General features: G+C 39.6%; 16 protein-coding genes. 4 read left to right on the forward strand and 12 right to left on the reverse strand.

The window, feature by feature from the left end:
- The first annotated feature begins 8 nt into the window (after positions 1–8).
- Positions 9–1,013: an ABC transporter ATP-binding protein gene (locus NST02_RS02930; protein ID WP_095312453.1), complete on the forward strand. Its 1,005-nt coding sequence runs from the start codon at positions 9–11 to the stop codon at positions 1,011–1,013.
- 49 nt (positions 1,014–1,062) lie between these two features.
- Here the strand turns inward: NST02_RS02930 and NST02_RS02935 are convergent, their stop codons facing one another.
- Genes NST02_RS02935 through NST02_RS02945 form a run of 3 tightly spaced genes read right to left on the reverse strand, consistent with a single transcriptional unit; the run spans position 1,063 to position 4,335 of the window.
- Positions 1,063–1,797 carry a CPBP family intramembrane glutamic endopeptidase gene (locus NST02_RS02935; protein ID WP_095312456.1) on the reverse strand — a complete coding sequence of 245 codons (735 nt, stop codon included), beginning with the start codon at positions 1,795–1,797 and terminating at the stop codon, positions 1,063–1,065.
- Positions 1,797–3,590, reverse strand: a complete 1,794-nt coding sequence (locus tag NST02_RS02940; RefSeq protein ID WP_095312459.1) for an ABC transporter ATP-binding protein — start codon at positions 3,588–3,590, stop codon at positions 1,797–1,799. The genes NST02_RS02935 and NST02_RS02940 overlap by 1 nt, the downstream gene beginning before the upstream one ends.
- Positions 3,559–4,335 (reverse strand): MerR family transcriptional regulator, encoded by a 777-nt coding sequence (locus NST02_RS02945; protein ID WP_170211297.1) that lies wholly within the window; start codon positions 4,333–4,335, stop codon positions 3,559–3,561. The genes NST02_RS02940 and NST02_RS02945 overlap by 32 nt, the downstream gene beginning before the upstream one ends.
- A 142-nt stretch (positions 4,336–4,477) precedes the next feature.
- Between NST02_RS02945 and NST02_RS02950 the strand changes: the two genes are divergently transcribed.
- The 3 genes from NST02_RS02950 to NST02_RS02960 all read left to right on the forward strand — a co-directional run bounded on the left by NST02_RS02950 (position 4,478) and on the right by NST02_RS02960 (position 7,222).
- The gene (locus NST02_RS02950; protein WP_095312465.1) at positions 4,478–5,140 is read left to right on the forward strand and encodes a DNA alkylation repair protein; all 663 of its coding nucleotides are present in this window, start codon (positions 4,478–4,480) and stop codon (positions 5,138–5,140) included.
- Positions 5,141–5,160: 20 nt separating this feature from the next.
- Positions 5,161–6,012, forward strand: a complete 852-nt coding sequence (locus NST02_RS02955; protein ID WP_095312468.1) for a Cof-type HAD-IIB family hydrolase — start codon at positions 5,161–5,163, stop codon at positions 6,010–6,012.
- A gap of 133 nt (positions 6,013–6,145) precedes the next feature.
- Positions 6,146–7,222 carry a PQQ-dependent sugar dehydrogenase gene (locus tag NST02_RS02960; protein WP_137743803.1) on the forward strand — a complete coding sequence of 359 codons (1,077 nt, stop codon included), beginning with the start codon at positions 6,146–6,148 and terminating at the stop codon, positions 7,220–7,222.
- Between the two features lie 281 nt (positions 7,223–7,503).
- Here NST02_RS02960 and NST02_RS02965 read toward each other — a convergent pair whose 3' ends face one another.
- From NST02_RS02965 to nosZ, 9 genes are all read right to left on the reverse strand, one after another.
- Entirely contained in the window at positions 7,504–8,154 is a 651-nt protein-coding gene (locus tag NST02_RS02965) for a TetR/AcrR family transcriptional regulator (RefSeq protein ID WP_095312474.1), read from the reverse strand.
- A gap of 55 nt (positions 8,155–8,209) precedes the next feature.
- The gene (locus tag NST02_RS02970; protein WP_095312476.1) at positions 8,210–9,235 is read right to left on the reverse strand and encodes an ABC transporter permease; all 1,026 of its coding nucleotides are present in this window, start codon (positions 9,233–9,235) and stop codon (positions 8,210–8,212) included.
- Positions 9,232–9,963 (reverse strand): ABC transporter ATP-binding protein, encoded by a 732-nt coding sequence (locus NST02_RS02975; RefSeq protein WP_095312478.1) that lies wholly within the window; start codon positions 9,961–9,963, stop codon positions 9,232–9,234. Before NST02_RS02975 ends, NST02_RS02970 begins: the two co-directional genes overlap by 4 nt.
- 122 nt (positions 9,964–10,085) lie before the next feature.
- Positions 10,086–10,982, reverse strand: a complete 897-nt coding sequence (locus tag NST02_RS02980) for a FixH family protein (protein ID WP_235879469.1) — start codon at positions 10,980–10,982, stop codon at positions 10,086–10,088.
- Positions 10,979–11,644 (reverse strand): ABC transporter ATP-binding protein, encoded by a 666-nt coding sequence (locus tag NST02_RS02985; protein WP_137743805.1) that lies wholly within the window; start codon positions 11,642–11,644, stop codon positions 10,979–10,981. Before NST02_RS02985 ends, NST02_RS02980 begins: the two co-directional genes overlap by 4 nt.
- On the reverse strand, positions 11,641–12,438 hold the full coding sequence (locus NST02_RS02990; RefSeq protein ID WP_095312487.1) for an ABC transporter permease: 798 nt from the start codon (positions 12,436–12,438) through the stop codon (positions 11,641–11,643). The genes NST02_RS02985 and NST02_RS02990 overlap by 4 nt, the downstream gene beginning before the upstream one ends.
- Positions 12,439–12,452: 14 nt before the next feature.
- Positions 12,453–13,769 carry a nitrous oxide reductase family maturation protein NosD gene (gene nosD / locus NST02_RS02995; protein ID WP_137743806.1) on the reverse strand — a complete coding sequence of 439 codons (1,317 nt, stop codon included), beginning with the start codon at positions 13,767–13,769 and terminating at the stop codon, positions 12,453–12,455.
- On the reverse strand, positions 13,766–14,332 hold the full coding sequence (locus NST02_RS03000) for a hypothetical protein (protein WP_095312493.1): 567 nt from the start codon (positions 14,330–14,332) through the stop codon (positions 13,766–13,768). Before NST02_RS03000 ends, nosD begins: the two co-directional genes overlap by 4 nt.
- 245 nt (positions 14,333–14,577) lie before the next feature.
- Positions 14,578–16,452 carry a Sec-dependent nitrous-oxide reductase gene (gene nosZ, locus NST02_RS03005; RefSeq protein ID WP_095312496.1) on the reverse strand — a complete coding sequence of 625 codons (1,875 nt, stop codon included), beginning with the start codon at positions 16,450–16,452 and terminating at the stop codon, positions 14,578–14,580.
- Between the last annotated feature and the right edge of the window lie 93 nt (positions 16,453–16,545).

Below are 16,545 nucleotides of genomic sequence, written 5' to 3' on the forward strand. Positions count from 1 at the left end.
GTGAGAAGATGTCAATTATTGAAGTGAACAACCTGCAAAAGGAATTTATGATTGCCAAGCGTGAAACGGGGCTAGTTGGTGCGTTAAAGAGCTTGGTTAAAAGGGAATTTGTAAAAAAAGAAGCGGTAAAAGATATCAGCTTTTCGATTGAAAAGGGGGAAATGGTCGGTTATATCGGGCCAAATGGAGCAGGCAAGTCAACAACGATTAAAATGCTTACGGGAATATTGGTACCATCTGCTGGGCAAGTGACTGTGAACGGAATCGTTCCGTATGAAAATCGCCAAGAAAATGCGAAAAGCATCGGTGTTGTCTTTGGCCAGCGGACTCAGCTATGGTGGGATCTTCCAACGATTGAATCATTTGAGCTTTTGAAGGCCATTTATCGGGTAACGGATCAACGGTATAAGGAAAATATGAGTATCTTTCAAGAGATTCTGGGTCTTGATGAATTTATCAATACACCTGTACGGCAATTGTCACTGGGTCAAAGAATGCGAGCGGATATTGCCGCGTCCTTACTTCATGATCCTCCCATTCTATTTTTGGATGAGCCAACGATCGGCCTCGATGTTGTGGCCAAAGAGAAGATGAGGACGTTTATTCAGGAGATTAATAAGGAAAAGGAAGTGACGGTTATCTTAACAACTCATGATATGGAGGACATCGAAAAGCTTTGTCAACGAATGGTTCTGATTGATCATGGGCAAAAGGTATACGATGGGGACATACTTGCGGTAAAAGAACGGTTTGGAAAAATGAGAACACTTGTCGTCGATTTAGAGGATGCAAATAGTTCCTTTCATATTAAAGGCGGGGAGCTATGTAAGCAGGAGGGCAATCGTTATTGGCTTCGCTTTAATCGAAATGAAGTCTCCGCATCTGACTTGATTACACAAATCTCGCAAACGCATAATATTAAAGATTTAACGGTAGAAGAACCAGATATAGAATCGATTATTAGTCGAATTTATCAGGAGGGCTTTATCGAAAAGCAAACCGTGAAAGGATAATAGCATGCATGCCTGGCGATAGTAAATGCGCCAGGCATTTCAGTGGTGATTAGTTAATGGGTTTAGGTCTGTCTCCTAATTTTGCTACGTAGTCGATCAAGAAATGAAGGAGCATAAGTGGCAGTATGGAGCCAATTCCTATATAAAGAATTGAAAAAAAGACACCTACCATTGTGGTTTGCAACACTCCTCTAACACCTTGATAGGTATGTGCTAAACCAAATAATAATGAAGATAATAATAGGACGAACCAAATCGAAAAATCAGGAAATAAATAAGAGAAAGCAAAGATTAAAAAGCCTCTATATATTACTTCTTCAGTAATTCCTGCAGTTAATGAAACATAATTCCATCTCTTTTTCTCTTTACTCGTAATGGGCAAAATCTCTGAAAAACCGACATTATCCCATTCTTTTTGTTTTGCTTCTTCTAATTTAGCTCTAATCTTTTCACTTAATTGATAACCGATAGAATAATATAGGAGTCCGATCAAATAGAGTATTGCTAAGACAAATACAGAATAGGTGATGAATGGTCCTAAGCTGTCCGTGTTAATGGTTGGAAAAGATAACCCGATATCTTGAAAAGATAATTCTGTAAACAGAGCTAGCAGTACTATGAAAATTGTAGGAATCCAAAGACCAAGCATGGTCTGCTGATAAAACTTCAACCTTACACGTTGATTTTCTCTGACGTCAAGTATAAATTTTTTGAAAGCAAAATAGCCGATAATGGGCTCATAAAGGATTGCAAAGAGGATAAGCAACCAATAGTTAAATTCCATCAATCATCATTCTCCCTAAATTCTTTTCCGACTTCAGAAGTTAGTGATTCATTTCTTAATTGCTGTTCAGCTAACTTTTTGTATAGGTTATGAGCATGTAGAAGTTTATTATGGGTTCCAATCCCTGTGATTTCACCTTGTTCCAAAACGATGATTTGCTCCGCCTCGACAACGGTTGAAAGGCGATGAGCGATAACGAGTGTTGTCCTCCCTTTCATAAGATGATTCAGTGCATTTTGCACAAGTTCTTCGGAAGCGCTGTCAAGGTTGGAAGTGGCTTCATCAAGAAGGAGAATTTTAGGGTCTTTGATCAATGCCCTTGCAATGGCAATCCGCTGTCTTTGACCTCCGGATAGTTTGATGCCTCTTTCTCCCACCTCTGTTTGAAACCCGTTCGGGAGGCGTTCAATAAATTCTGCCGCATTTGCCTGTTTGGCGGCGTGGAGCACTTCATCATCGGAGACCTCCTGTGCCAGCCCATAAATTATATTATCTCGTATCGTTCCAGACATAATGGGACTTTCCTGAGAGACATAGCCAATTTGGCTTCGCCACGAGTGTAAATCAAAGAGCTGAATGGGTTTGTTGCCCAAACGAATTTCTCCCTCTGCGGTTAAATAAAAACGCTCCAATAAAGCAAATATGGTAGTCTTCCCGCTTCCGCTTGGCCCGACAAATGCTGTTGTTTTCCCAGGTGGGGCGACGAAGGAAATATTTTTTAAAATCGGTTCGTTCTTTTTATATGAAAAAGAGACATTTTGAAAGATGAGTGGTTCTGCTTCTTGTCCCACTGCAACACCTGTTGTTGTTGGTTCCTGATGAATAGAGAGGATTTCTTGAATACGTTCAGTTGCGCCCATTGCTTTTTGGAAAGCGGTAAAAAAGGTGGCCATTTGACTAAATGGGACAACGATTTGAAACATATATATGATGATTGCGACAAGAGAGCCTGCGGACAAGGCTCCAGAGGCAACGCGGACTCCGCCATATCCGATTAGTACGACAAGTACTACCATCATAATAAAAGTCATGAACGGAGAAATAACAGCAAGTATACGTGCTTCCTTTAATCCATATTGAAAAAGGTGGCGAATTCCTTGCTCCCCTTTTGCTTTTTCACCCTCTTCTGCATGATAGGCTTTGACGAGGCGAATATCAGCCAGTACGCGACCTAAATTGGCCGTAAAGGTGGCCATTTCATCCTGTGTTGCCTTGGAGACTTTGTACATCTTTTGTCCGAGTGGCATGATCACGAGGATGGCAATAGGGACAGAAATGATCATAATTAGCGTCATTTTCCAATCAATAATGAATAAAATTGTGACTGCACCGATAATGGAGATGACTCCGGAAACAAACGTAATTAAATGCTGGGTGATTAAGGTTTTCACCGTATTTGTATCCTGAGAGACACGGCTCATCGTTGCACCTGATTGATGTTCATCAAAATAAGGGATCGGCAAATGGATAATATGCCCCCACAGCCGCTTCCGTATCGAAGCAACGATTGATTCTCCGATGTAGGTCATAAAATAATAGGAAAATCCAGATGAAATCGTTTGAACGATAAAAGCAGCACCCAATAGGACAATCAGTGAAATTTCAAGCGCGGATTGTGCCAATTGATCGACTAACGATCTCGTGAATAAGGGAAGCACGAGTCCTGCTGCCGTTTCAAGTAACCCTAAAGCTAAGGCAAGAATAAAGATCCCTTTTGGTGGGTTGGAGCTCTTGATTAACCTCCAAAAAGCTTTCAAGTGATTAGCATTCATTTGTTCCTTTTTTTCTTTCATTTATGGTGATTCCTCTTTTCTGTAGATTTATTTCGATCCCTTTGGAAATCCACTCCTCAACATCTTTTGAAAAAGGGAATGGAATCGCCCAGTCCTCATCGTTGATCTCAACATTACCAACCTCCTCTAGAAAGTGAAGATCTCCTCCTGTCAATTCTGCAATTAAATCGATTAGTTTTTCGATTAGTAGTTGTACTTTTGCGGATTTAGGATCTGTACCATAAAGTTCCTTCAGCTCCGTTAATAATCCAACTGTATTTGTGTTGATTTCCAGATGTCTTTTTTCGTCGATACTAAAAATTTGTTCTACTTTTTGTTCGTCAAGGACTCCCTTTAGCAATTTTTTATGTTCTTTTTCCATGTGAATATCATTAATTAATGTAATAAATATGGATGAATCTAGTTCACCATGGCGATCTACAATATATATAGCATGATCTAATGCTCTAATGACCTGTTCCAGTTGTTCCTTTTGCTTCACCATTGCTTTTTTTTGTATGGAAAGGGAGTCCTTTAAATCCCATTTTTCGGATTTTAGGAACATTTTAATTTCTTCGAGCGAATAGCCTAGAAATTTCAAGGTAATGATTTTATGCAATGTAATAAAATTTTCTGCGGTGTAAATTCTCTTTCCTTTATCGGAAACATGTGAAGGTTTAAGAATTCCAATTTCATCGTAATAATGTAAAGTTCTTACTGTTAAACCGGTCTTTTTGGCGAATTCCCCAATTGAAAATGTATTCATTGCCATCCTCCTATCTATTACTATCATAAGTCCTAACGTAACGTTAGCTGCAAGTTTAATGTTAAATTTCTCTCAATTATTGGATTATCTTCCTCGAAACTCTTACAATGAAAAAGGAGGACAAGATTGAGGGGGAGCAAATTTGAACTATATCAATGAGCTTGAGACAATATTTGTCGGACATCGTAATAAAGAAATGGCAGTTCCAATGGAAAAGTATATGCGAAACCAGTTTTCCTATCTTGGCATAAAAACACCTGAGCGCAAAAAACTTCTAAAAGAGTTTTTTCAGGCATCCGCCATTTTACAGAAACCGCTACAGCAAGATTTTGTTCTTGCCCTTTGGGAGAAAGACGAAAGAGAGTACCAGTATGCGGCGTTATTTTATTTGGAGAGTATAAGGAAAAAGCTGGGGCCAACCCACCTTGAATTGTTAGAAAAGCTGATTACAACTAAATCGTGGTGGGATACGGTCGACACCATTGCTCCTAAGCTTGTTGGATATATAGCTGCTAAACATCCTGAAGTAATCCCGGCAAAAATTGACCATTGGGCAAAAAACAATAATATTTGGTTAAGAAGAACCGCCATATTATTTCAACTAAAATATAAGGAACGAACAAATGAAGAGCTGCTTTTGCAGTATATTGAACAAAATGCTGGAGAGCAGGATTTTTTTATTCGAAAGGCAATTGGATGGGCCTTAAGGGAATACTCGAAGACGAACCCACAGTCTGTCAAGCAAATAATTGAAAAGGTGCCCCTATCCAATTTGAGCGTCCGCGAAGGAAGTAAATACATATAAAGATAAAGGGTGATACAACAATGATTAAATGCGTAGCAATTGATATGGATGGAACATTATTAACGAAGGATCATGAAATTACGGAAGAGAATATGACAGCAATTAAGGCGGCACAAGATAAAGGTGTGGAAGTAGTCATTGCTACAGGCCGCTCCTATCCAGAGGCGATTTATTTACTAAAGGAGGCAGGGATTAATTGTCCGGTGATTTGTGCCAACGGGGCGGAGGTGCGTTCACCAGAGGGAGAAATTGTTGCTGATAATCCTCTTAAGAAGGAGATTGCAAAGGATGCATTAAAGGTTCTTTCTGATAGCAATATTTACGTTGAATTTTTTACAAGTAAAGGAATTTATACAGCCGATAAGGAAAGAGGCATCCGCCATTTTAAAGAGTATACTGCTAACAAACTTGAGAAAATAGAGGTTGAAAAAATAGAAGAAATTTTACAAGAAAGAATGAATTTTATAAAAGCAGTAGAGAGCGCCGATTTTATTTTTGAACAGGAAGATTATCATCTTTATAAACTATTAGCTCTCTCTTTTGATCCGGAGCAACTGCAAAAGGTAGAAGAACAGCTAAAAGAAATTGAGGGAATTGCTTTAAGTTCTTCAGGGAAAGAAAATTTAGAGATTAACGGGGTTGAAGCGCAAAAAGGAATTGCTTTAGATCGTTTTACAAGAGAAAAAGGCATCTTGCTAACGGAGACGATGGCGATCGGTGACAATTACAATGATTTATCGATGTTTCAAAGGGTTGGAAGAGCGGTGGCCATGGGAAATGCGGACGACTATATTAAAGCTCAATGCCATTTTGTCACAGCTACAAATGAGGAAAGTGGCGTAGCAAAAGCGATCTGGGATGCTATAAATTAGTTTTTCTGTAAAATGTGCTTGACGCTAATAGTTATAAACTGGGTAGTAAAAAAGTTCAAAAAGAGAGCTTAAATCGCGGTGTTGTGTTTTAGGTTAATCTTGTAAAGGTCTTGATAAAATAAGGAGGAGTGCGATGAAGAAAGGATTCCTGCTGTTAACCGTTTTGTTTTTGGCTGCATGCTCTGGGGGAAATGAGCGTGAAACAATAGATGAAGATGAAATGGGGGAGGCAGCAGTTACGGCTACGGGCAGGGAGGTAGTTGCTGAAAACCTCCAAGTTCCGTGGTCCATTAATAAGATGGGGCAAACGTTTTATATCAGTGAACGAAACGGAACGGTCATGAAAATTGAAGGAGATAGGCAATCAAGACAAAAGGTGGAGCTGGAGAAGACGTTAGCAACAGCAGCGGAGGCAGGCTTGCTCGGATTTGTCCTAGCCCCAGATTTTGCTAACACGAATCGCGCTTATGCCTACTATACCTATACGGACGAGCATGGGCAGTTTAATCGAATTGTTACGCTAAAGCTTGTGGACGAGGTGTGGAAGGAAGAAGAGTTATTTCTTGACGGAATACCAAGTGGGCAATATCACCATGGAGGACGTTTAAAGCTAGGACCAGATCAAAAGTTGTACGCGACGACAGGAGACGCTGCAACAGATCCAGATATTGCCCAAGATGTGAAGTCGTTAGGTGGAAAAATTTTGCGGCTCAATTTAGATGGCTCTATCCCTGAAGATAATCCTCTTGCTGACTCCTATGTATATAGTTACGGCCATCGTAACCCTCAAGGTTTGGCATGGGCTAGTGATGGCACGATGTATGCTAGTGAACACGGTCCTTCAGCACATGATGAAATCAACTTAATTAAACCTTTTGGAAATTATGGGTGGCCGATGGTGATCGGAGAAGAAGAGCAGACAGGTATAGAATCACCTCTTTTTCAATCCGGAGCAGAGATGACCTGGGCACCGTCAGGAATAGCCTATTATGAAGGAAGGCTTTATGTTGCAACCTTAAGAGGAAACGCTGTAAGAGAGTTCAATCTTGAGACAGGTGAGACGAATGAGGTAATCACAGGGCTAGGGAGAATTCGTGATATTTTGATTGAGGATGGAGTCCTTTACTTTGTATCCAATAATACGGATGGTCGTGGTACTCCCGAAGAAAATGATGATCGCTTATATAAGGTTGAGCTTAGTGAAATTTAAAGGAAGAGGTACCTATAAAACGATCGGAGACTATTTTGCAAAAAAGGATATGTCGTAAGTTTCGAAGATGAAGCAGTGGGACATTATTGAATAATGAGCATTCTTTTTAGATTAAGAAGAGAAAACAATTTTCTTTAAAATAATGAAAAAAGCCGCTCATTAAAGGCTGTTCGATTGTTTCGAATTTCTTTATATGACCAGGGAAAGCAAGGGAGATAACTAGCAAATTTATCTTCCTTGCTTTGTTAGATGGAACTTTTCGGTCAACTCTCTTTTTAAGCTTATTTTTGTGTTGAAATCCCATGCATAATCATTTGAATCGTCTGTTCGATTTCCGCTTTATCATCCCAGTCAAGTTCTGGTAACAGAAGATTGCGAAAGATAAGGTAACCAAATATGGTAGATGCTATAAATCGAATGATATTAAAGGGAGGGGCCACGAGTATTTCCCCTTTTGCTTGGTAATACTCAACAACTTGTGTAAAACGCGCAATGACTTTTGTACCGATATGCTCTTTAAACAGATTTTTTAATTCGGGTTGAAAAGGGATCTCCTGAATAAAAATTTTTAACAAAAGCATATTTTTAGATAGGAATTTGATACGGTTTTCAATCATTGCTCTCAAAAAATCTTCAAATGTAGCATGCTTTTGGTTTAGAACCTTTTCCATATCTTTTAGGACAAAGGGAGCTATAAATTTTTCCAGCATTGGTTCGATGATCGAATAGAGTAAATCTTTTTTCGTTTTATAATGGCGGAAAATAGTTCCTTCTGCAACTCCAGCGTTTTTCGCTATTTCACTTGTCGAGGTAGAGGCATACCCTTTTTCCGCAAATGCCTGAATAGCAGCAAGAATGATTTTTTTTTGTTTCTCCGTAAGCTCGTCGCTATGTTCAAAAATTTCCTCAATAAGATTATCTGGACCGTTCATGATAAACTCCTTCAATACTTGATATTCTTATTGTAATGGATTATAAGACAAGATGCTAAATCTTTCGGTATCTCTGTAAAGCGGATATATTCAAGAATATAAATAATGCTGAAAAACCGAGGAGCACAAAAAGGTTTATATAGATATCACCCCATCCGTATCCTCTGACCATCACATTCCGCAGAGCATCGGCTGCGTAATAGAGCGGTGTCAGTGGACCAATCCAATTTAACCATGGAGAGATCGTCTCTAAATTGAATAGTCCTGAAAAAAAGATTTGCGGGACGACAACAATGGGAATAAATTGAATCATTTGCAGCTCATTATTAGCGAATGCAGATAGTAATATTCCTAACGTTAATGCTGTTAAGGAAAGTGTTAACGTAATCAGAAGAACATATATAAAGCTCCCTTCCATAAGCATCCCCAACACATAAATAGCATAGGCCGCTATAATTGTTGCCTGAAGTAATGTGAAAATCCCGAACCCGATAATATAACCAACGACAATTTCCCATTTTCGTAACGGACTAGATAGTAGTCGCTCTAGTGTACCAGTGGTTCGTTCTCTTAAAAAAGAAACACCGGCAATTAAAAAGACGAAGAAAAATATAAAAAATCCTAATAAAACTGGACCAAAATAATCAAACTGGCTCATATCTTCCGAACCGTGAATAAACTCAATATCTAGCTCATTTGCGTCGCTTGACTGTAAAGGAGCAAGAGCCTTTTGCAGCCACTTTATCGTAGCGCCATTGACATTTGGATCACTGCCTTCAAGGACAATGGAAGGGCTAGTGTTTTCAAATGTGATATAGCCATCGAGCAATTGCTTTTCAGTATCTTTGTTGGCGGATTCGATATTTGTGTATTTTGTAATGTCCGCATCGTCTAAATCTAGCTGTTCTTCAAAAGCTTCAGGAATATCAACCAACCCGACCTTTGGCACATAATCATCACCGTTAAAAACAAGATGAAGCATCGTTAAAATAAGAATTGGAGCAAAAATTAGTAGTCCAAGCGTTCTTTTATCACGAATAATTTGTCTTAAAATCCGGATTACGAGTGCTCTTACTCTCACGCCTTTACACCTCCATATGCTAGAAATGCTTCTTCAATGGAAGAGGAATCGGTGTCTGCTTTTAATTGCTCGGGCGTGCCAACAGCGATTAGTCGACCATCGCGAAGCATTGCTAGACGGTGACATTTTTCCGCTTCCCCCATAACATGCGTCGTAACAATAATCGACACGCCCTTTTCATTTAATTCGTAAAAGGCCCTCCAAATACTCATGCGCAAAACAGGATCAATTCCTACAGTTGGTTCATCAAGAATTAACAGTTCCGGTTCATGGAGCAAAGCAGTTGCAAGCGATAATCTTCGCTTCATTCCCCCGGAATAATGGTGGACGGTTTTGTTTAAATGGTCGCTTAACTCAACAACGTCCATCACTTTGCTAATTCTACTTTGCAATGCTTTTCCATTTAAACCGAAAAGAGCACCGAAAAATTCAAGATTTTCCTTCGCAGTTAATTCTCCGTATAAAGCGTCTGATTGCGCCATGTAGCCAATCTTTTCAATGAGCTTTAAGGAAGGCATTTTTTCTTGGAAAAGATGGTTTTCTCCCCGATTCGGCAAATCTAATCCAGTTAGCATTTTCACTAATGTTGTTTTACCAGCACCAGATGGACCTAATAGCCCGAAGATCTCCCCTTTGTAAACATTTAAAGAAATATCGTTCAACACTTCCTGCTTACCAAAAGCCTTCGATACATTCTGGATAGACACGATCACTTCATTTGTATTCATTATATTCACTCCTTTTCAAAAAGTGAGTAATCACTCACTTACATCATAAAGCATAAAAGGAGATTTGTGAAGTGAGTAATCACTCATTTTGCAAAAAAATAAATCCCGATTAAGCTCAGGATTTATAACAGTTCAATTGTTAATGAATTAACTTGAGAAACAAGAAGTTCTTCGTATTGTTTTTGGGCAAGATAAAGGATCTCCTGCTCGTTGACATCGGGATTTTCTTTTCGTACTTGAGCAATCAAATCGTTTTGAACCTTTTGCGAGAGAACAATGAGTTCATATTGTTGTTGTTCTTTGTTCCAGAATTTCTCTTCTCCAAATTCTTGAATCATTTTCTTGGCAACGGGGACTGCTTCATATTGAGTGCGTACCTGTTTGACTTGCTCGGTTACTTCCTTTTGCGTTGCCTCATGGCCTTTTTCAAGAGCAAGCAGAGCCATGGAACGGAGGCGGATAATCTGGGTTAGTAGCTGATTTCGATCTTGATTTAGCTTCTCTTGCCCGTCCCAATAAGCTAACGCTTCTTCTAATTCGTCGCCTTCATACTTTGCTTTATCCTGTTCGCGGTTAATGGCAATGTGCAGTTCGTTGATAAACTGATAAAATTCTAGATCTTCATTTGTAATCCATTCACCGTTGATTTTAGCGATTCCACTTGGCTCTTTCACATCGTATGTGATTACTTTTTCAACAGATTTCCCATTATGGTCAAACGTGAAAACAATCTCCCATTTTCCGGCCATCGGCAATTTGACCTCTGACGAATAAATACCTTCTCCGATTTCTTTAAAGTCTGCTTCTATCTGCCCATGGTCCATGTCACTCATCGCGAGCACGGCATTGACCTTGAGGCCGGAAACAGGTTCATTGTCATCAGTAATTTTAATGACAAGCTCGGAGTCTGCATCTTTTTCATAATATAAATCCTTTTCGACCTCGACAGCGACAGAATCTTTATTGCAGGCAGTCAGTAAGAAAAGCAAACTGGCTAAGGCGAATAAAAATTTTTTCATGATCCATTCTCTCCTAATTTTTGTGTTAGTAGAAAGTCTGCAACTGTGTATTTACTGATTTGCTGATTTTCTAAAAAAGCGACGTGTGAACATAGCTGTTTAATTTCATCTAAATGGTGGGAAGATACTAAAATCGTTTTATTTTGCAAAGACCTTAACGTTTCCAAAATTTCTTTTCTACCAATTGGATCAAGACCGCTTGTCGGTTCGTCCAAGACGAGGATTTGTGAATCTTGATAGAGCGTCACTGCGAGTCCAAGTCGCTGCAGCATTCCCTTTGAATACCCCTCGATAATCGTATGACGCTCCTCCCAAAGATTGACGGATTGTAAGAGCTCTTCCATTCGTTTCTCATCGTAGGTCTGGGAAATGCTTCTGGCAAAAAAACGCATATTGTCCAGTCCAGTTAAAGAAGGATAAAGCAAAAATTTTTCTGGAAGATAAGCGATTTCGCTGCTTATATCTCTTTTTTCCTTGCCATTGATTTTGATTGTCCCCTTTTTGACAGGAAGAATTCCGAGAAGACTATTAATAAAAGTTGATTTCCCAGCCCCGTTTCGACCAACGAGAGCACATATTTCATTTTTTTCTATTTTTAAGTGAATATCTTGAAGGACTGTTCTCTTTCCGAACGATTGATAGAGATTGGCAACTTCAATCATTGTGAGCCCTCCTTTCGTTTAAAAGCAACTCCAGCTCCAAACGAGAGCAGTAGTCCGAGTACAACATTGCCGATTAAAAATAAAGACGGCTTTAACCACATGAATGATTGAAGGAGCTTTGACATATGCTCAAAGGAATAGACGCCGAATGCTGATTCAAGGTAAATTCTTGCGGCTTGCAACGGGTTTAGGAAATAAAAGCTAGAAAAGAGTTTCACATTATCATAGGTAACGTTACTTAACCATGATAGTAAGAGAAAATCGTGTAAGAAGAAAAAGTAGAACCAGATGGCGATCACGAAGCCAACAATTTGCATTCTGGAGCGGCTGATGCTCCCAACGAAGACTCCAAACTGGGTGAAGACGAGAATAAGACTTGTGATAGTGAACAAGAATGCAAGGTAGGCAGGGCCATCTATTTGAAAATAAAATTTTAACGGAATCAAGTAGAGAAAGAGCCATAGAGCAATCGGCCCTAATAACACTGATTGAATTGCCACGCTTTTTTTACATAGAAAGCCAGTAAAGTGCTCTCCCCTTGTTAAGAGCATGATCAATGTTTTTTGTTCTTTTTCCTGAAATAGGGAAAAGGCCCCTAAAAAAAGGCATAATATCGGGATGAAATAGACGAATGCATCAAATAAATTAATCAAGTGAATATAGAATCCTTGATCAAAGGAAAGAGCAGAGGAACGGAACAATAAACTAACTGAAACGAGAACAATGAGCGCAAAGGCCAGCCAAAGCCCTTTTCCTTTTATGTTTTCCTTCCATTCTTTCCAAATATAATGCATAGTGGATGTCTCCCTTATAATAGTCTCTTTTTGTAGTGGCGATAAATATATAGGTTGGATGAGATGGCTAGCACCCCGATGAGAATGAGCGACGCTTGTTTCCTTTCATGCTTTGTCACGAGCGGATAAGGATCGGTAAACATCGTTTTCTCTTTATGGAGAAACTGATTCAGCTTCTCATAAACAGCGATAGCAGGACTTTGTAAAAAGAGATAAACTAGTTCTTGATCTTCTATTAGTTGATGGAGTGAAGATTGATAGCGCACCTCTTCATCACCGATCCCGTCTTGATCTAAATCGATCATAGGAAATGAGCGCCCCCAGTTATTGCCAATGCCATTTTCACTCCAGCTATTTCTTCCTTCCCCACCAAGGCTGGCAACAGGAATGGTATTTTCATTAATTTCATTTAAGGTAAAAATTTGCTCGTTTGAACTTGCCCATATTTCGATCCCGATTTGGTTCTTAATAATTCGGTTGTTTTTTACTAAACTCCCTGTTGCCTGATCGATATATAATCCTCTCTGATTGAGAAAAAAGGTGTTATCTTGAATGATTGTGTCTCTGGACGATAATAACAGGAGGCCGAAGGATTTATGTCCATAGTTAAAAATAAATTCATTTTGCTCAAGCTTAATTCCGTTGGAATGCATAATGGCGGCGCCACCGGTATTCATCGTAAACGTATTCCCTTCAAAAAAATTATCATCAGAATACATATAGTGCAGACCATAGCGTGTTTCGCTTATGGAATTATAAAGAATTTCATTGCGGTTGGCATAATCAAAGAACATGCCATCTCTAGAACCTTTGACCACGTTGTTTTGTAGAATATTATCGTTTGCGTAATAGATATGAAGCCCGTTTCCTTGATTGGCAATCTCCCCTTTGCCTAATCCTGTAATGAGGCTATTCTCAATCAGATTATGATGGGCTTGACTTAAATAAATACCGTGAAAGGAATGCTTAATCGTTACTGAATCAATCACATTATGATTAGAGTAAACCTTAATTCCTGCGTATTCCTCAGAGCTATTGCGATTCATGCTGCTGCCTAACACGGTCATATTGCGAATCTTTACATTAGGTGCTTCGATAGAAATGACATTTCCACTTCCATCACCACTTATAACGGTTCCTTCTTTTCCAATTAATTCTATTGATTTATTGATGGTAATATTTCCTTCGTACGTCTTATCTTCTAGCTCCAGTATGTCTCCGTTGTGCAAGGCATCGATCATTTGTTGCAGATCATCTTTCGCCAAGCTTGAATGCGGAGCAGCAAGGAGAATGATGGACATGATGAAGAATAAGAACGTCAGCTTTTTCATTGTTTTCGATCCTTCCATAAAGGAATCAGCAGCAAAATAAAGGCTGCAATGACTAAATAAGCACCCGTTCCTAACAGGCTATAGGTTGTAAAGTTGGCGACGACATTTTCTCCAATGATCGGCGGGACAAATGGTTCCATTTCAATTGGAGCCATTGGATCTAAGTTGGTTCCATACTCCTTAAGTGCTGCCCATAAATCCCATACACCGATTGCACCACCAATAAGAAAACTAGCAATAAGGCTTATTAAATAAGCTTTTTTACGAATAAAGGCTCCAAGTAGTACGAGTATGGAAAGCCCGCCAATGAGATAAGGAAGATAATTTAATTCTGGGAAGCTTTCTTCATTGAATTGGGCCATGCCAATATAATGATTCAATCCGTTAATTTGCTCCAGTTCCCCTTCAAGGTGATCAGGATAAACAATAATATTCAGTCCCTCGGGGTATTGAGGAGCGAAAAATTCCATTCTCCACCATGGGAAGAACAGGGCTAACATGACTAATATGGCAGAGATAATCATTAAGAATGATGAGAATCGAGAAAGCTGTTTTCCTTTCATTGCAAACACTTCTTTCTAGTGACTACCCATTTTATAAAAGGGGCGCTGAACGTTTAAATGCTGCCCCTTCTTTGTCTAAGGCTTTGTTATATGTCAGTATTGGTTATCGGCTCATTTTCTCCCTGACTTTTCAGTATAAGTGAAGGCGAGTGAAATCAATGCTTCACACGAAATGAGCCAAGAATCGTTTTACCAACATAAAGATTTTACTAAAAAACGGAATTAAACAAATATTATCGTTTTTTTCAGTTTTTCGGCTTTACGAGGAAATAGCCTGACATTTCTTGATGCAGGGCAGAGCAGAAATTCGTACAATAAAGTGGATATGTTCCTGCTTTATCTGCTGTGAATTCAATCGTATTTGTTTGTCCAGGTTGAACCTCCATATTGAAATCATATTGATTAATCGCGAAGCCATGCGTGATATCCTGGTCAAAGTCTATATTTGTGAGATGAATAACGACTTTATCTCCCTCATTTACTTCAATCACGTCCGGCCGTTTCGCGTTGGCATCAAAGATAAATTTGGAACGCATGGCGATCCCATAGACGTGAACTTCATTGCCTTTACGGACGATTTTTGCATCTTCTTGGTTATAAATAGCATTTGGATTGCTTTCGTCCTTATCATATACGGTAATCGTATTGATTTTATCCGCCTTAATCATTTGCGCATAATGTGGTTCAGGGTTGACAGGTGCCGATTGGATCACTTCCATTTTGTCCCCTGTTAAATCGATTAGCTGCATGGATTCTGGATGTGATGGCCCTACTGATAAATAGCTGTCTTTTGCAATTTTGTTAAGGGCAATAATATATTTACCATCTGGCGCGACAGTATCTCCTTCAGCGGCAACTGAGTGTCCCGGAGAATATTGAACAGGAACCCGATCTAATGTTTCTCCTGTAGCTGGATCCCATTTAACAATTTCAGATGAAATAAACATGGTAGTATAAGCCATCCCTTCATCATCAAATTGAGTGTGAAGCGGACCAAGAGCGTTTTCAGGATTAACTTCTCGTTCCATAACAGATTCATATTTGAGAATAGGGATTCCGTTACGTTCTCCGTCAAATTCACCGTTTTCAATCGCTGCAAAAGCTTTTTCAAAGGAGAAAACCGTCATCGCTGGAGCAAGCTTACCCGAAGCAATGAAGTGTTCCCCATCTGGTGTAACGTCTACCCCATGAGGCGATTTCGCAACAGGAACTAGGTAAATGCCACCTTTATGCTTTTCAGGAAAGATCATTTTTTGGCCTGTCACTTCGTCATATTCTCCAGTGGCAATTTTCTGTTCAAGCTCCTTCCAATTGAACAATACGATGTAATCACGATCTGCTTGAGAAGCATTAATTTCTAGGTTTGTTGTTGCTTCTTCCGTATTGTACGTCGTCATAACTGCCCAATCGGCAGACATCTTTTTACCAGCGTCAGATAAGTCATAGGACCATGGTGGCAAGGCTACTTGATAGGCAATATCCAGCTTTTCTTTCTCTTCATCAAATGTTACAGCAGACATGACACCATGGTATTGTTCACTATAGTTATCAAGGTCTGCATATTCACTTCCAATCGGCACAGAAAAACGAGTTGGAAGGAACATATACTCAGTGTTTTGCGTGACAAAAGCGGCACAGTGCGGGCCAGAGGTATTCGGAACTTTCATAATATCTTTTACAGTAAACGTTTTTAAATCCATGACGGCAGCACGACTATTGGCGACATCGGTGGCGAACATATACTTTCCATCATAATCTCCCTCGGTTTCTGAGAAAGCGGGATGATGGAGATCTCCCCACGAATAATCTCCCATTAACTCTTTCGTGTGGTTATCAAAACCGTATCCAGTCGCAGAATCTGGTGAAAAAACCGGGACTGTGCGGATGTGGCGCATGGATGGAACTCCGTAAATGAACATTTGCCCAGAATGTCCACCGGACGCAAATAAATAGTATTCGTCTTTTTCCCCAAATGGGACATAGACCTTCTCTGCATTCGTTTTATTAGCTGAGTCAGAGGTTGCGGAGCCGCTGGGACCAGTTGAGAAGTCAGCGAAAAATACCGTTGCCGCTAAGAAACCGGCGGCTAGCCCGGATGCAGCAGGTATCCATTTCTTCATGGTAAAACACCTTCCTTTTTATGAGTCGTTTCGGTGCGCTGTTTTCATCAAAAATGAAATTCGTTCTATAAAGCATTTTTTTGATTAAGGTAC

This window comes from Robertmurraya sp. FSL W8-0741, from assembly GCF_038004005.1.
Lineage (GTDB): Bacteria > Bacillota > Bacilli > Bacillales > Cytobacillaceae > Robertmurraya > Robertmurraya siralis.